10 protein-coding genes are annotated in these 16,088 nt (G+C 65.4%); all 10 read left to right on the forward strand.

What is annotated here, in order from left to right; translation table 11 throughout:
• Window positions 1-50 precede the first annotated feature (50 nt).
• The gene (gene mfd, locus HL653_RS19150) at window positions 51-3,527 is read left to right on the forward strand and encodes a transcription-repair coupling factor (protein WP_171745923.1); all 3,477 of its coding nucleotides are present in this window, start codon (window positions 51-53) and stop codon (window positions 3,525-3,527) included.
• On the forward strand, window positions 3,524-4,411 hold the full coding sequence (locus HL653_RS19155; RefSeq protein WP_171745924.1) for a S9 family peptidase: 888 nt from the start codon (window positions 3,524-3,526) through the stop codon (window positions 4,409-4,411). The genes mfd and HL653_RS19155 overlap by 4 nt, the downstream gene beginning before the upstream one ends.
• Before the next feature lie 571 nt (window positions 4,412-4,982).
• Window positions 4,983-6,656 carry a M20/M25/M40 family metallo-hydrolase gene (locus HL653_RS19160; protein ID WP_171745925.1) on the forward strand — a complete coding sequence of 558 codons (1,674 nt, stop codon included), beginning with the start codon at window positions 4,983-4,985 and terminating at the stop codon, window positions 6,654-6,656.
• A gap of 22 nt (window positions 6,657-6,678) precedes the next feature.
• Complete coding sequence (locus tag HL653_RS19165; protein ID WP_171745926.1) at window positions 6,679-8,364, forward strand: M20/M25/M40 family metallo-hydrolase; 1,686 nt, start codon at window positions 6,679-6,681, stop codon at window positions 8,362-8,364.
• Between the two features lie 85 nt (window positions 8,365-8,449).
• Window positions 8,450-10,093 (forward strand): M20/M25/M40 family metallo-hydrolase, encoded by a 1,644-nt coding sequence (locus tag HL653_RS19170; RefSeq protein WP_171745927.1) that lies wholly within the window; start codon window positions 8,450-8,452, stop codon window positions 10,091-10,093.
• Between the two features lie 5 nt (window positions 10,094-10,098).
• Window positions 10,099-11,769: a M20/M25/M40 family metallo-hydrolase gene (locus HL653_RS19175; protein WP_171745928.1), complete on the forward strand. Its 1,671-nt coding sequence runs from the start codon at window positions 10,099-10,101 to the stop codon at window positions 11,767-11,769.
• Between the two features lie 39 nt (window positions 11,770-11,808).
• Window positions 11,809-12,552: an ABC transporter ATP-binding protein gene (locus HL653_RS19180; protein WP_301337934.1), complete on the forward strand. Its 744-nt coding sequence runs from the start codon at window positions 11,809-11,811 to the stop codon at window positions 12,550-12,552.
• Between the two features lie 16 nt (window positions 12,553-12,568).
• Window positions 12,569-14,212: an ABC transporter permease gene (locus tag HL653_RS19185; RefSeq protein WP_171745929.1), complete on the forward strand. Its 1,644-nt coding sequence runs from the start codon at window positions 12,569-12,571 to the stop codon at window positions 14,210-14,212.
• Window positions 14,205-14,651: a hypothetical protein gene (locus HL653_RS19190; protein ID WP_171745930.1), complete on the forward strand. Its 447-nt coding sequence runs from the start codon at window positions 14,205-14,207 to the stop codon at window positions 14,649-14,651. Before HL653_RS19185 ends, HL653_RS19190 begins: the two co-directional genes overlap by 8 nt.
• Window positions 14,641-16,086: an ABC transporter permease gene (locus HL653_RS19195; protein ID WP_171745931.1), complete on the forward strand. Its 1,446-nt coding sequence runs from the start codon at window positions 14,641-14,643 to the stop codon at window positions 16,084-16,086. The genes HL653_RS19190 and HL653_RS19195 overlap by 11 nt, the downstream gene beginning before the upstream one ends.
• Window positions 16,087-16,088: the final 2 nt, after the last annotated feature.

Consider the following 16,088-nt stretch of genomic DNA (forward strand, 5'->3'; position numbering starts at 1 on the left):
ACTGCCCACCCCCACCCCCTCCCGCAGACGGGAGGGGAGAAGAAGGCCGCATGACCGATCTCTCGCGCATCCTGAAGGCCGGCGAGGCGCTGACGCTCGCGGGCGCGCCGGCGGGGTTCCTGCCGTGGCTGATGGCCGATCTCGCACGCGCCGCCGCGAAGAACGGCAAGGGCGGCCGCGCCGTCTTCATCGCGCCGGACGAGACGGGCATGCGCGCCGTGGCGGACGCCGCACGCTATTTCGCGCCCGAAGTGGAGACGATCGGCTTCCCCGCATGGGACTGCCTGCCCTATGATCGCGCCTCGCCCTCGCTGCGCGCGACCTCCGAGCGGCTGGCCGGGCTCCACGCGCTCCAGCGCAAGGCGGATGGGCCGCAACTGCTCGTCACGACGGCCAACGCGATCACGCAGCGCACGCTGACCGCCTTCCGCATCCGCCAATTGGCCGCGACGCTGGCGCCGGGCGAGCGGATCGATCGCGATGCGCTGGCCGAACTGCTGCAGGCCAATGGCTATGTCCGCACCGACACGGTCCACGAAGCCGGCGAATATGCGGTGCGCGGCGGCCTCGTCGATCTGTTCCCGTCGGGCGAGAGCCTCGCGCTGCGCCTCGATTTCTTCGGCGACGAGATCGAAAGCCTGCGCCAATTCTCGCCCGACGATCAGCGCACCACCGCGAAGATCGACGGCTTCACGCTCCTGCCCGCGTCCGAGGCCTTGCTGGATGCGGACAGCATCAAGCGCTTTCGCACGCGCTATCGCGAGAAGTTCGGCGCGAACGCCACCGGGGACCCGCTCTATCAGGCGGTGTCCGAGGGGCGGCGTCTCGCAGGCATGGAGCATTGGCTGCCTTTGTTCGAAGAGCGGCTGGCGACGTTGCTCGACCATCTGTCGCCCGACGACCTGATCATCCGCGATGCGGGTGCGGACGGCGCCGCCGAGGCACGGTTCGAGGCGGTGCAGGATTATCACCAGAATCGCGTCCGCGCGCTGAAGGGTGATCCGGGCAGCTATCGCCCGCTCGCGCCGTCCGATCTCTATCTGATGCAGCGCGAATGGACCGACGCGGTGAAGGATCGCCCGATCCACCTCGTCACGCCGTTCCACGAGCCGGACAGTGATCGCGTGATCGATCTGGGCGTCGATCCCGCGCGCGATTTCGCGCCCGAGCGCGCGCAGAATGCGAACGTCTATGACGCGGTGGTCGAGCATCTCGGCAAGATGGCGCTCACCAAGCGCAAGGTGGTGCTGGCGAGCTATTCGGTCGGCGCGCGCGAGCGGCTGAAGGGCCTGCTGGAAGAACATGGGCTGACCGCGGCCATGTATGCCGAGGATTGGCAGGACGCGCTCGGCCGCGCCTTCACGCCCGGAACCACCGCGCTCGCCGTGCTTCCGCTCGACCACGGCTTCACCACGCCCGACGTCGCGCTGCTGACCGAGCAGGACATGCTGGGCGCCAGGCTCGTCCGCCGCCAGAAGCGCCGCAAGTCGGCCGACGCCTTCCTCGCCGAACTGGCGACGCTCTCGCCCGGCGATCTCGTCGTCCATGCCGATCACGGCATCGGCCGCTACGAGGGACTGACGCAGATCCCCGTCAGCAAGGTGCCGCACGATTGCGTGGCGCTGTCCTATGCGGGCGGCGACAAGCTCTACGTCCCCGTCGAAAATCTCGAAGTCCTGTCGCGCTACGGCGCGGAGGAAGGCGGCACGCTCGACAAATTGGGCGGCGAGGCCTGGCAGCGTCGCAAGGCGAAGATGAAGGAGCGCATCCGCGAGATTGCGGGTGAGCTGATCGCCACCGCCGCGCTGCGCGCGCTGCGCTCCGCCGATGCCGCCGTACCGGATGCGGCCTATAACGCGTTCGTCGATCGCTTCCCCTATCAGGAGACCGACGATCAGGATCGCGCGATCGGCGACACGCTCGACGATCTGGGAGCGGGCAAGCCGATGGACCGGCTGGTCTGCGGCGACGTGGGCTTCGGCAAGACCGAGGTGGCGTTGCGCGCGGCCTTCGTCGCGGCGATGGCGGGCATGCAGGTGGCGGTCGTCTGCCCCACCACGCTTCTCGCGCGCCAGCATTTCACCAATTTCGAGGAGCGCTTCCGCGGCTTCCCGATGCAGATCGGGCGCCTCTCCCGCCTCGTCGGCACCGCCGAAGCCAAGCGCACCAAGGAGGGCCTCGCCGACGGCACGATCGATATCGTGATCGGCACGCACGCGCTTCTGGCGAAGGGGATCGAGTTCAAGCGGCTCGGCCTCGTCATCGTCGACGAGGAACAGCGCTTCGGCGTGACCCACAAGGAGCGACTGAAGGCGCTCAAGACCGACGTCCACCAGCTGACGCTCACCGCCACGCCGATCCCGCGCACGCTGCAGATGGCGATGTCGGGCCTGCGCGAATTGTCGGTGATCCAGACGCCGCCGGTCGATCGCCTCGCCGTGCGCACCTATGTGGCGCCGTGGGATCCGGTCGTGATCCGCGAGGCCTTGCTGCGCGAACATTATCGCGGCGGCCAGAGCTTCTTCATCGCCCCGCGCGTGGCCGACCTGCCCGACATCGAGGAATTCCTCCGCAAGGAAGTGCCCGAGGTGCGCTACGTCACCGCCCACGGCCAGATGGCGGCGGGCGAGGTGGAAGAGCGCATGTCCGCTTTCTACGACAAGAAGTTCGAGGTGCTCGTCTCCACCACGATCATCGAGAGCGGGCTGGATATTCCGTCGGCCAACACGATGATCGTCCACCGCGCCGATCGCTTCGGCCTCGCCCAGCTCTATCAGATCCGGGGTCGCGTCGGCCGCTCGAAGACGCGCGCCTACGCCTATCTCACGACGCCACCCAACCGGCAGATCACCGAGACGGCCGAGAAGCGCCTCCACATCCTCTCGAACCTCGATACGCTGGGTGCGGGCTTCCAGCTCGCCAGCCACGATCTCGACATTCGCGGCGCGGGCAATCTGCTGGGCGACGAGCAATCGGGCCACATCAAGGAAGTCGGCTTCGAACTCTACCAGTCGATGCTGGAGGAGGCGATCGTCGACGCCAAGGCGGGCGGCCTCGCGGAAGCGGCGCGCAGCCGCGAATTCTCGCCGCAGATCAGCGTCGATGCGCCGATCATGATCCCGGACGAATATGTGCCCGATCTGGATCTCCGCATGGGTCTCTATCGCCGCCTGAACGAGATCGAGGACAAGCAGGGCATCGAGGCGTTCGCGGCCGAGATGATCGATCGCTTCGGTCCGCTGCCCGAGGCGACCAAGAATCTGCTGATCGTGATCGAGACGAAGCTCAACTGCCGCAAGGCCTGCATCGCCAAGCTGGATGTGGGTCCCAAGGGCGCGCTTGTCACCTTCTTCGAGGATCAGTTCCCCGATCTGGAAGGGCTGATCGCCTATGTGCAGCGGCTGAAGGGCACCGCCAAGCTGCGTCCGGACAGCAAGCTGGTGATCCAGCGCGACTGGCCGAATGCGGAAGGCCGGCTCAACGGCGCGTTGCAGCTTTCGCGGGGGCTCGCCAAGATCATCAAATGATCCGCCGCGCCCTGCCCCTCCTGCTGCTGAGCCTGGGCGCAATCGCGGGGTGCAGGGCGGCGGCGGCGGGCGCGCGGCCGGAGCGGATCGCTTATGGCGCCGATCCGCTCCAGCATGTCGATCTGTGGCGGCCCGAGGGCAAGGGCCCCTTCCCCGTCGTGCTGATGATCCATGGCGGCTGCTGGCGCACCCACGTCGCCACCGCCGACATCATGGACCGTGCCGCCGCCGATCTGCGCGCGCACGGCATCGCGGTGTGGAACATCGAATATCGCGGGATCGATCGACCGGGCGGCGGCTATCCGGGCACATTCCGCGATGTCGCGGCAGCGGCCGATCTGCTCGCACGGGAAGGCGCCCGCTACCGGCTCCGCACCGCTCCCGTCATGGCGATCGGCCATTCGGCGGGCGGGCATCTCGCCTTGTGGCTGGCGGCACGGCCCGACATCGCCCCCACGAGCCCCCTTCACGGCCCCGCCCCGCTCCCGATCGCCGCCGTCGTCAGTCTCGGCGGCCTGCCCGATCTCGAGGCCGCCGCCGCACCGCCGGGCGACACCTGCCGCGCCGAGTCCGTCCTGCAGCTCGTGGATACGGAGCACCGGCGCGATCCCTTCGCCGACACCTCCCCCGCGCGCCTGCCGCAGCCGACCATCCCGATCCTCCTGATCAACGGCATTGGCGACGGCATCGCGCCGCCGGATGCGGCCGAAGCCTATGCCGCACGCGTCGGCAACGCCGGCATCCGTCGCATCGTCGTGCCCGGCGACGGCCATATGGACGAAATCGCCCCCGGCTCGGCCAGCTGGACGACCGCCCGGAATATCGTCATGAAACGCATGTCGTTCGTCGAGAGCGTCAAAATTGACCGAAAAATGCCGGAATAAGGCCCTTTCGGACGTTTTCCCTTCAACGAAGCCGATAAGCTTCGAAAAATCCGCACTGCGATTCACCTTACCAAACGATCGCACCCGTTTGTGACGAAAAAAAGCGTACTATCCGGAGAATTGTTGGAAAGCCTGCCGACAAATCGTTTAGTGCGCTCAAATAAGCCGGGAACCGCAAGCTGATTCCCGTTACGATCCCCCGACAAGAAAAGCCGCTCGCTCATCGATGGCGCGCGGCGTCGGGGCTCCCGTTCGGGGTGGTGGGGATATCGAAAAGGCGAGCAGCTTCCTTGATGGAGGGTCCGATGTCGCGCGCATTGCTGGTCAGAAGCCGCCTCACCGCGCTCCCCTCCCGGGAGGCGCCCAGCCTCCGCGTCGCGCCCGGATCGCGGCTGCGCTGATCGTGGGCGACCGGCGCGTCTTTCCGATATCCTCGCTTCGCCGGGAAGCGACCCGCGCCGCTTGTCGGCTCCCTTCTCTTCGCGCGGGCGGCCGACCGGTCCGTCCCATGGGCCTCATGTGTCCGCCCGCGCATCGCATCGAAATCTGATCAATCATCCTGGGGGCTGGAATGGGGAAGAAGGCGAGATCATTGCTGTGGATGCCGGTGGCCCTCAGCCTCGCGGCCAGCCTTGCCGGTTGCGGCAAGGGCAGCGAGACGGGCAACGCGACGGCCTCCAAGGAATCCTCCGGCCCCAAGCTGGGCATCCGCCCGCACGGCGACGAGACCGTGAAGATCGACATGTCCAAGATCAAGAATCCGGACATTCCCAAGATCTACGATTATATCGACAGCCATATCGACGATCATGTCGTGAATCTGCAGAAGTGGATCCAGCAGCCGTCCATCTCGAATACCGGCGAAGGTATTCAGGAATCGGCCGAAATGGTGAAGGGCTTCTTCGATCAGCTCGGCTGCCAGAAGAGCCAGGTGTTCGAGCCCGGCAAGACCAAATGGGGATCGCAGGCGAATCCGGTCGTCTACGCCAAGTGCGACGAAGGCGCGAAGAAGACGCTCGTCGTCTACTGGCAATATGACACGATGCCGGTGACGCAGCCCGATCTGTGGAAGGCCCCGCCGTTCGAGGGTCGTCTGGTCGAGCAGGCGCCGTTCAAGAAGGTCCTGATCGGGCGCGGCGCGACCAACTCCAAGGGCCCGGAGATGACCTTCTTCAACGCCCTGCTTTCGATCAAGGCGGTATCGGGCAAGCTGCCCGTCAACATCATCTTCGTGGCCGAGGGCGACGAGGAGCGCATGGACGTCGGCCTCAACAAGTTCATGACCGAGCATCAGGACCTGTTCAAGGGCGCGGACGCGCTCTGGGGCGGCGGCGGCTCGGAAGGCTGCGTGTTCGTCGAGCTGAAGACGAGCGGCAAGAGCTGGGGTCGCGGGCCTGTCTATTCGGACATTCACGGCGGCAACAAGCGCTCGGTCGACAGCCCCGCCTGGCGTCACATCCAGATGCTCTCGAAGCTCGTCTCGCCGGACGGCAATACGGTGCTGATCCCCGGCTTCTACGACAATATCGTCCCGCCGAGCGCCGAAGAAGACGCGATGCTTCGCAAGACGGCGAAGACCTATGACCTCAAGAGGGCTGCCGCCAATCTCGGCGTCGCCCGCTTCATCTCGGACGATCCCTATACGCAGCTGAAGATGGCGCGGATGGGCACGTCGATGAACCTCGACGGCATCTGGGGCGGCAACATGTTCGCCGGCGGCTCGGGCGCGATCCTGCCCAACCAGATCATCTCCAAGCATAACTTCCGTTACGTGCCGAACATGTCCGGTCCGGACATCGTCGCCAAGCTGCGCAAATATCTCGACCAGCTCGGCTACAAGGATGTCGAGATCAATGTCGTCGGCGACGTGCCGTGGGCCAAGCGCAACACGAACAACGATCTCTCGCGCGCCAACGCCTATACGCAGACCATCTTCGGGATGCCGGCGCCGGCCAGCGGCAATACGGACAGCATCATGCTGGCGGGCGGCGGCGGCGGTTACTGGCCCGCCTATCTCTTCTCCGGCCGCGAGACGAACATCGACATCCCGATCAGCGCGGTGCGCGGCGGCACGGGCGGCAACGCCCATGCGGCGAACGAATGGTATGCGATCGAGGGCGCGGGCAGCCAGCTCGGCATGGCCAGCGCCGAGAAGATCGCCGTCACCGCCCTCTACAATTACGCCGGCCTCAACGGGCCGATCCCGTCGAGCGACAAGCCCGCCGCCCCGGCTGCGAAGAACTGATTTTATGAAGAAGGCCTCCTCCATGAAGATGATCACGAAGCTCTCGGTCACAGCAGCGCTCGCGCTCGCCCTCGCCGCCTGCGGCAAGAGCGACGGCGAAAAGGGCAATGCCAGCGCCAGCGCCGAAAGCTCCGGCCCCAAGCTCGGCATCCGCCCTTATGGCGACGAGACGGTCAAGCCGGACATGTCGAAGATCAAGAATGCCGATCTCCCCAAGATCTTCGACTATGTCGACAAGCATATCGACGATCATGTCGTGAACCTGCAGAAGTGGATCCAGCAGCCGTCCATTTCGAATACCGGCGAAGGTATTCAGGAATCGGCCGAGATGGTGAAGGGCTTCTTCGACCAGCTCGGCTGCCAGACCACCAAGGTCTATGAGCCGGGCAAGACCAAGTGGGGCTCGCAGGCCAATCCGGTCGTGTACGGCAAGTGCGACGAAGGCGCGAAGAAGACGCTGATCGTCTACTGGCAATATGACACGATGCCGGTCACCCAGCCCGACCTGTGGAAGGCCCCGCCGTTCGAAGGCCGCCTGGTCGAGCAGGCTCCGTTCAAGAAGGTCCTGATCGGTCGCGGCGCGACCAACTCCAAGGGCCCCGAAATGACGTTCCTGAACGCCGTCATGTCGATCAAGGCCGTCACCGGCAAGCTGCCGGTGAACCTGATCTTCGTGGCCGAAGGCGACGAGGAGCGCATGGACATCGGCCTCAACAAGTTCATGACCGACCATCAGGACCTGTTCAAGGGCGCGGACGGCGTCTGGGGTCCCGGCGGTTCGGAAGGCTGCGTGTTCGTCGAGCTGACGACCAGCGGCCACGATTGGGGCCGCGGCCCGGATTATTCGGACGTCCACGGCGTGATGAAGCTCGCCGTCGACAGCCCGGCCTGGCGCCACATCACGATGCTCTCCAAGATGGTGTCGCCGGACGGCAACCACGTGATGATCCCCGGCTTCTACGACGATCTCCTGCCGCCGACGCCGGAGCAGGATGCCGCCTTCCACAAGGCCGCCGCCAATTTTGATCTGAAGCAGGCGGCCAAGAATGCCGGCCTGACGCGCTTCATCTCGGACGATCCTTATGAGGTCCTCAAGATGCTGCGCTCGGGCACGTCGATGAACCTCGACGGCATCTGGGGCGGCAACATGTTCGCCGGCGGCTCGGGCGCGATCCTGCCGAACAAGATCACCTCGAAACACAATTTCCGGTACCAGCCGAACATGACGGGCGACGATATCGTCGCCAAGCTGCGGAAATATCTCGATCAGCTCGGCTATAAGGACGTGAAGATCAACGTCGTCGGCGATGTGCCGTGGGCCAAGCGCGACAACAACAATGATCTGTTCCGCGCCAATTCCTACAGCCAGTCGGTGTTCGGCCTCGGCGGCGGCGGCGGCCCCTTCTCGGGCGGCGGCGGCGGTTACTGGCCGGCTTATGTCTTCGCCGGCAAGGGCACCAACATCGATCTGCCGATCAACACCGCGCGCGGTGGTGCCGGCGGCAACGCCCACGCCGCGAACGAATGGTATGCGATCGAGGGCTCGGGCAAGCAGCTCGGCATGGCCAGCTCCGAAAAGCTGATCGCCACCGCGCTCTACAGCTATGCCGGCCTCAACGGCCCGGTGCCGGTCGCTCCGGTCGCACCGCCGGCGGGCGACAAGAAGCCGACCGCCGCTCCGGCTGCGGCCGCCGCTTCGGGTTCGTGACGCAGCTTTCTTTCTTCGATCGGGTCACGATCGCAGGCGCATCCCGCCTGCGATCGATGGCCGCAGAATAGGAACGGGGGTTCTGATGAAGATGATGGCGAAGATGTCGGTCACGGCGGCGCTCGCGCTGGCGCTCGTGGCGTGCGGCAAGAGCAGTGACGGCGGCAACGCCACGGCTTCGAAGGACTCCACCGGCCCCAAGCTCGGCATCCGTCCCTATGGCGACGAAACGGTCAAGCCGGACATGTCGAAGATCAAGAATGCCGATCTGCCGAAGGTATTCGACTATATCGACACGCATATCGACGATCATGTCGTGAACCTGCAGAAGTGGATCCAGCAGCCAAGCATCTCGAATACCGGCGAAGGTATTCAGGAATCGGCCGAGATGGTGAAGGGCTTCTTCGATCAGCTCGGCTGCCAGAAGACGCAGGTGTTCGACGTCGGCAAGACGAAGTATGGCACGCAGGGCAATCCGGTCGTCTATGCGAATTGCAACGAGGGCGCGAAGAAGACGCTGATCGTCTATTGGCAATATGACACGATGCCGGTGACGCAGCCCGATCTGTGGAAGGCGCCGCCGTTCGAGGGTCGTCTGGTCGAGCAGGCGCCGTTCAAGAAGGTCCTGATCGGGCGCGGCGCGACCAACTCCAAGGGCCCGGAGATGACCTTCCTCAACGCGGTCATGTCGATCAAGGCCGTCACGGGCAAGCTGCCGGTGAACCTCATCTTCGTGGCCGAGGGCGACGAGGAGCGCATGGACATCGGCCTGAACGCGTTCATGACCAAGCATATGGACCTGTTCAAGGGCGCCGAGGGCGTCTGGGGTCCGGGTGGCTCCGAGGGCTGCGTGTTCGTCGAACTGAAGACGAGCGGCAAGAGCTGGGGTCGCGGGCCCGTCTATTCGGACATTCACGGCGGCAACAAGCGCTCGGTCGACAGCCCCGCCTGGCGTCACATCCAGATGCTGTCCAAGCTCGTGTCGCCGGACGGCAATCATGTGATGATCCCCGGCTTCTACGACAATATCGTCCCCAACTCGCCCGAAACCGAGGCGGCGCTTCGCAAGACCGCCGAGACATACGATCTGAAGAAGGCCGCCGAGCGCCTCGGCGTCGCGCGCTTCATCTCGGACGATCCCTACACCCAGCTCAAGATGCAGCGCACCGGCACCTCGATGAATCTGGACGGCATCTGGGGCGGTAACATGTTCGCCGGCGGCTCGGGCGCGATCCTGCCCAACCAGATCATCTCGAAGCATAACTTCCGCTACGTGCCGAACATGACGGGCCCGGACATCGTCGCCAAGCTGCGCAAATATCTCGATCAGCTCGGCTACAAGGATGTCGAGATCAACGTCGTCGGCGACGTGCCCTGGGCCACCCGCAACCGCGACAACGATCTCGCCCGCGCCAACGATTACACGCAGCAGATCTTCACCTCCGGCGGTGGCCAGCAGACCAGCGGCGGCGGCGGCGGTTACTGGCCGGCCTATCTCTTCTCCGGCAAGGAAACGAACATCGATCTGCCGATCAGTTCGGCGCGCGGCGGCACCGGCGGCAACGCCCATGCAGCCAACGAATGGTATGTGATCGAGGGTGCGGGCAAGCAGCTCGGCATGGCCAGCGCCGAGAAGGTCGTTGCCACCGCTCTCTACAATTTCGCCGGCCTCAACGGCCCGATCCCCGGCAAGGCCGAAAAGGCCGCCGGCGCTGACGGAGGATCCTAAGTCTCATGAAAAAGCTCGTCTCCCTCGTTTCGACGCTCACTCTGTCGCTGGCGCTGGTCGCCTGCGGCAAGGGGGCCGACACCGGCAACGCGACCGCCTCCAAGGACAGCGCCACGCCGAAGCTCGGCATCCGCCCTTATGGCGATGAGACCGCCAAGATCGACACGTCGAAGGTCCACAATGCGGATCTGACCAAGATTTACGACTATATCGACAATCACGTCGACGAGCATGTCGTCAATCTGCAGAAGTGGATCCAGCAGCCATCGATCTCGAATACCGGTGAAGGTATTCAGGAATCGGCCGAAATGGTGAAGGGCTTCTTCGATCAGCTCGGCTGCCAGAAGACGCAGGTCTATGACGTCGGCAAGACGAAGTGGGGCCAGCAGGGCAATCCCGTCGTCTATGCGAATTGCAACGAGGGCGCGAAGAAGACGCTCGTCATCTACTGGATGTACGACACGATGCCGGTGACGCAGCCGGATCTGTGGAAGGCGCCCCCGTTCGAGGGCCGCCTCGTCGAGCAGGCACCGTTCAAGAAGGTGCTGATCGGTCGCGGCGCGGTCAATTCCAAGGGCCCGGAAATGGCCATGTGGAATGCGCTGATGTCGATCAAGGCCGTCACCGGCAAGCTGCCCGTGAACCTCATCTTCGTGGCCGAGGGCGACGAGGAGCGCATGGACATCGGCTACAACAAGTTCGTCACGTCGCATCCCGAGCTGATCAAGGGCGCGGACGCGATGTACACGTTCGGCTTCCAGCAGGGCGGCGCCGCCTTCACGCTCTCGGGCTCCGAGGGCTGCGTGTTCGTCGAGCTGAAGACGAGCGGCAAAAGCTGGGGTCGCGGGCCCGTCTATTCGGATATTCATGGCGGCAACAAGCGCTCGGTCGACAGCCCCGCCTGGCGCCATATCCAGATGCTCTCGAAGCTCGTCTCGCCCGATGGCAATCATGTGCTGATCCCCGGCTTCTATGACAATATCGTGCCGCTCACGCCCGCGAAGGAGGCCGAGCTTCACGCGCAGGCCAAGGGCGTGAACATGAAGGCGGCGGCCGACGGCCTCGGCGTCGCCCGCTTCATCTCCGACGATCCGTACGAGATGCTGAAGATGGCGCGCTACGGCACGTCGATGAACCTCGACGGCATCTGGGGCGGCAACATGTTCGCCGGCGGCTCCGGCGCGATCCTGCCCAACCAGATCATCTCGAAGCACAATTTCCGCTACGTGCCGAACATGACGGGCCCGGACATCGTCGCCAAGCTGCGCAAATATCTCGACCAGCTCGGCTACAAGGATGTCGAGATCAACGTCGTCGGTGACGTGCCGTGGGCCAAGCGCAGCACGGACAACGATCTCGGCCGCGCCGTTTATGGCGCCTTCGATCAGTTCGGCATCGGCCATGCGCCGATCACCCCGATCGAGAGCATCGGCGGCGGTTACTGGCCGGCCTATCTGTTCGCCGGCAACGGCGCGCCGTTCGACATCCCGATCGTCGGCGGCATGCTCGGCAGCGGCGGCAACGCCCACGCGGCGAACGAATATTATGTGATCGAAGGCCAGGGCAAGACGTACGGCATCGCCGGTGCCGAGAAGTCCGTCGCCACGGTCCTCTACAATTATGCGGGCCTCAACGGCCCCATGACCAACGCCTCTCCGCCGGCCAAGAAAAACTAAGGCCGCTCCCCCAGTCCCTCATTCCAAGCGAGTACGCTCATGTCGATCATCTCATTGCAAGGGCTCAAGAAGACCTACAAGCTCGGCGACAATGTCGTGCAGGCGCTTGCCGGCGTCAGCCTTGAGATCGGCGAAGGGGAGTTCGTCGCGATCACCGGCCCGTCGGGCTCCGGCAAGTCGACGATGATGCACATCCTCGGCTGCCTCGATCGCCCGACCGAGGGCAAATATATGCTCAACGGCAAGGACGTTTCCTCCCTGCCGCGCGACGAACTGGCCGACATCCGCAACAAGCAGATCGGCTTCGTCTTCCAGGGCTTCAACCTGCTTCCCCGCACCACGGCGGTGGAGAATGTCGAGGTTCCCCTGCTCTACACCCGCCCGGTGATGCCGGCGGCCGAGCGACGCGAGCGGGCGATGAAGGCGCTCGCCGCGATGGGGCTGGAAAATCGCTACGATCACCACCCGAACCAGCTTTCGGGCGGCCAGCAGCAGCGCGTCGCGATCGCCCGCGCGCTCGTCAACGAGCCGACGCTCATCCTCGCCGACGAGCCGACCGGCAACCTCGATACCAAGACCTCGATCGAGGTGATGCGGATCCTGCAGGAACTGCGCGAGCAGAAGGGCATCACGATCGTGCTGATCACGCACGAGCCGGACATCGCCGCCTACGGCACGCGCATCATCGCCGTGCGCGACGGCAAGATCCTGTCGGACGAACCGAACACCCCGCGCAACACGCTGGAGATCGCGCAGGAACAGATCATGGTCACGGCCAACTGAACGAAAGATCCGGATCATGATCCCCGGCCGTCACTTCATCTCGCTCGCCTTCAGCGCGCTGCTCCGCAACCGGATGCAGACCGCGCTCGCCATGATCGGCGTGATGGTCGGCGTCGCCGCCCTCGTCACGAGCCTCGCGCTCGGGCGGGGCGCGCAGGCCTCTGTCGAGGATCAGCTGCGCGCCGCCGGTGCCAACCTGATCGTCGTCACGGCCGGCAATTATGCCAAGGCCAAGGAGGACCGCACCGATCCGGACGGCAATATCGGCCATACCGGCGCGCTGGATCCGCGTGATCTGCAGCCTATGCCGCCGCTCGGCGCCCGGCTGGAGCAGGTGGCGCTGAACGCCGAGCCCTTCCGCGTCTTCACCGATCGCATGGCGCCGCGCGGCGCCCGGATCCTTTATCCAATGCCCTATGGCTATGTGACGAGCGACGGCGCGCTGGCCGAGCCCGCCCGCAGCCCGGCCGAAACCCTGCTCGTCCCCAGCCATTATGAGGACGATCCCCTCGCGGTCCACGATCACCCGACCGCCAAGGATCGTCTGGGCGATCTGAGCGCGGGCCTCGGCGCGGCGGCGACGCTGACCGTGGATGACGCCAAGGCCGTCGCGCAGATGGCGGGCGTGCAGCATGTCGTGGCCGGCGTGCATGAAAATGCCCGCATCTTCTCGGGCGACGACAAGACCAAGCAGTGGTTCACCCGCTATCACGGCACCGAATGGGCGCTGCCCGAAATCCGCAGCGGCTGGTCGATCATCCACGGCCGCTTCCTTTCCAAGCAGGATGCCGACGAGAAGGCCCAGGTGATGGTGCTGGGCAAGGTCGTCGCCGACAAATTGTTCGGCGAGGGCGTGAACCCGGTCGGCAAGACCACGACGATGTGGAACCAGACCTTCAAGGTGATCGGCGTCCTCTCCAGCCGCAGCTGGGCGAGCCAGCCGGCGCCGGGCGACGATCAGTTCGACGCGGTCTATGTGCCCGTCACCACGATCGACGGCCTGCTCAATCTCTCGAAGCTCAACACCATCTCGCTGACCGCCTCCTCCGTCGGCGACGTCAGCCGCCTCGCCAACGAGGTGAAGCTGCTGCTCCGCAAGCGCCACAAGATCGGCGAGGAGACGCCGGACGACTTCACCGTCACCACGATGGCGCAGCAGGCGATCGGCAAGGGCATTCCGCCCCAACTGGCCCGCGTGATCAGCGGCAATCTTCAGGATATCGACAAGCTGACGATCGAGCAGATGTCGGCCTCGCTCAAGAAGACCAACGTCATCATGCTGGCGATGCTGGCGGGCGTGGCGACGATCTCGCTGCTCGTCGGCGGCATCGGCGTGATGAACCTGCTTTTGCTCTCCGTCACGCAGCGCACGCGCGAGGTGGGCCTGCGCATCGCGCTCGGCGCGCGCCGCAGCGACATCGCCACCCAGTTCGTGCTGGAGGCGCTGCTGCTCTGCCTGATCGGCGGCGTGCTCGGCGTCCTCGTCGGTGTGTTCGCCTCGGGCGGACTGGAGCGCTTCTTCCAATGGTCCGTCGCCATCTCGCCCATGTCGGCTTTCCTCGCGCTGATCGTGGCCGCCCTGCTGGGCATCGCCTTCAGCGTCTATCCCGCGCGCCGCGCCGCCCTGCTCGATCCCATTGAGGCCCTTCGCCATGAATAAGACCAAGCTTGCCGTCCTCGCCGCCCTGATGCTGGGCGCCACGCCCGCTTTCGCCCACAATGGCGTGATCCACGAAGCGCCCCACGGCGGCATCCTGAAGGCCACCAAGACCGCGCATCTCGAAATCCTGTTGGCACCCAAGGGCGGCGTGCGGATCTATTTCATGGATGCCTCGGGCAAGGCCCTGCCCGCGACGGCGGCCAGCGATCTTTCGGTCGAGATCGATCGCCCCGGCCAGAAGACCGAATATGTGACGATGAAGCCCGATCCGACCTCGACGCTCTGGATGGGCAACAGCAAGCCCGTCACCGATCCCAAGAGTGTCGTCCGCATCGGCAGCGTCGTGCAGGGCACCTCGGATCTGATCGAGATCCCGCGCTCGCAATTCCCGGTCTACGGCAAGGAAGCCCCCGCAAAGGCCAAGCCCCATGCTCACTAATCTCCGCATGGCGCTGAAGGCGCTCACCCAGAACAAGCTGCAGGCGATCCTCACCCTGCTGGGCATGAGCGTGGGCGTGGCGATGGTGGTGATCGTCTCCGGCCTCGGCCTCGGCGCGCAGCAGCGCATCGAAAGCCAGATAGAGAGCGCCGGCCCCACGCGCATCACGATCAAGCCCGGCAATTTCACGCCGTCCGCGATCGACAGCAGCGGCCAGCAGGATAGCGGCGGCGGCGAACAGGGCGAAGGCTCGGTCGTGGCCAATGGCGATACCAGCGCCAATGTCGACATGTCGCAGAGCGCGGCCATCGTCGATGCCCGCCGCCGGAGCACCGCGCCCAAAAAGACCGAGTTCAAGACCCCGCCCACGCCGATCGACGCAGCGCAGGTGGCGGCCCTGAGCAAGATTGCCGGTGTGAAGTCGATCGCAGGACAGATGGAGGGCAATGCCAGCCTCGATGCCGGTTCGCCGCTGCCCACCGCGATCCTGCGCGTCTCCGGTTTCGATGCGGCCTGGCCGGACATGACCGGCTGGAAGCTGCTCGAAGGCCGCCTGCCCAGCGCCGGCGAGCATGAGAGCGGCGCGCCCGTGATGCTCGTCACCCCCGCCATCGCCAAGCGCCTGTGGCCGGACGACGCCTCGGCGGTCGGCAAGACCGTGCCGATGAGCGGCAAGCCGGTGAAGGTCGTCGGCGTGATCGGTACGTCCGAGAAAGCGGGCAGCTCGATCGTCGTGCCGACCGTCTATCTGCCGAACAAGCTGGCGGGCGCGCTGCTCGGCCGTACCAGCTATGACACGGTCACGATCCGCACCCAGTCGATCGGCGTCACCACCCAGGTCAACAAGGCCGTGACCGAAGAGCTTCGCAAGCTGCACGGTCTGGGCGAGGGCTGGGCGAACGATTTCCGCGCCGAGACGCAGAGCAACGGCGCGCTGCCCGGCATGGGCTCAGATCCGCGCCTCGCGCGGGCCGTCCACTCCAACTCGGCCGGCTTCGAGCAGACCTCGTGGGAGGAGATGGCCAAGAGCCTGCGTCAGGCGGGCCGCACCTTCTCCTACCTGCTGGGCGGCGCGGCGGCGGTGTCGCTGCTCGTCGGCGGGATCGGCGTGATGAACATCATGCTGGTGTCGGTGGCGGCGCGCACCCGCGAGATCGGGCTGCGCATGGCGCTGGGCGCCCGCACGCAGGACGTAATGGTCCAGTTCCTCGTCGAGGCGGTGACGCTCGCGGCACTGGGCGGGCTGATCGGCATCGCGCTCGGCAGTATCGGCCTTTACGTGACCGAACACGGCTTCCACACCGCCACCGCCGTCTCGCCGATCATGATGTTCGTCGCCGTCGCGATGGCCGCCATCACCGGCATCGCCTTCGGCTTCGGGCCCGCGCGGCGCGCTTCGCTGCTCGATCCCGTCATCGCGCTGAAATCGGAATGACG

Origin of the sequence: Sphingomonas sp. AP4-R1 (genome assembly GCF_013113735.1) — a bacterium.
GTDB lineage: Bacteria > Pseudomonadota > Alphaproteobacteria > Sphingomonadales > Sphingomonadaceae > Sphingomonas_I.

Bases quoted from the DNA above. Each gene is read 5' to 3' on its own strand.
- mfd (WP_171745923.1), top strand. From the start codon at position 51: ATGACCGATCTCTCGCGCATCCTGAAGGCCGGCGAGGCGCTGACGCTC.
- HL653_RS19165 (WP_171745926.1), top strand. From the start codon at position 6,679: ATGAAGATGATCACGAAGCTCTCGGTCACAGCAGCGCTCGCGCTCGCC.
- HL653_RS19155 (WP_171745924.1), top strand. From the start codon at position 3,524: ATGATCCGCCGCGCCCTGCCCCTCCTGCTGCTGAGCCTGGGCGCAATC.
- HL653_RS19195 (WP_171745931.1), top strand. From the start codon at position 14,641: ATGCTCACTAATCTCCGCATGGCGCTGAAGGCGCTCACCCAGAACAAG.
- HL653_RS19160 (WP_171745925.1), top strand. From the start codon at position 4,983: ATGGGGAAGAAGGCGAGATCATTGCTGTGGATGCCGGTGGCCCTCAGC.
- HL653_RS19175 (WP_171745928.1), top strand. From the start codon at position 10,099: ATGAAAAAGCTCGTCTCCCTCGTTTCGACGCTCACTCTGTCGCTGGCG.
- HL653_RS19170 (WP_171745927.1), top strand. From the start codon at position 8,450: ATGAAGATGATGGCGAAGATGTCGGTCACGGCGGCGCTCGCGCTGGCG.
- HL653_RS19190 (WP_171745930.1), top strand. From the start codon at position 14,205: ATGAATAAGACCAAGCTTGCCGTCCTCGCCGCCCTGATGCTGGGCGCC.
- HL653_RS19185 (WP_171745929.1), top strand. From the start codon at position 12,569: ATGATCCCCGGCCGTCACTTCATCTCGCTCGCCTTCAGCGCGCTGCTC.
- HL653_RS19180 (WP_301337934.1), top strand. From the start codon at position 11,809: ATGTCGATCATCTCATTGCAAGGGCTCAAGAAGACCTACAAGCTCGGC.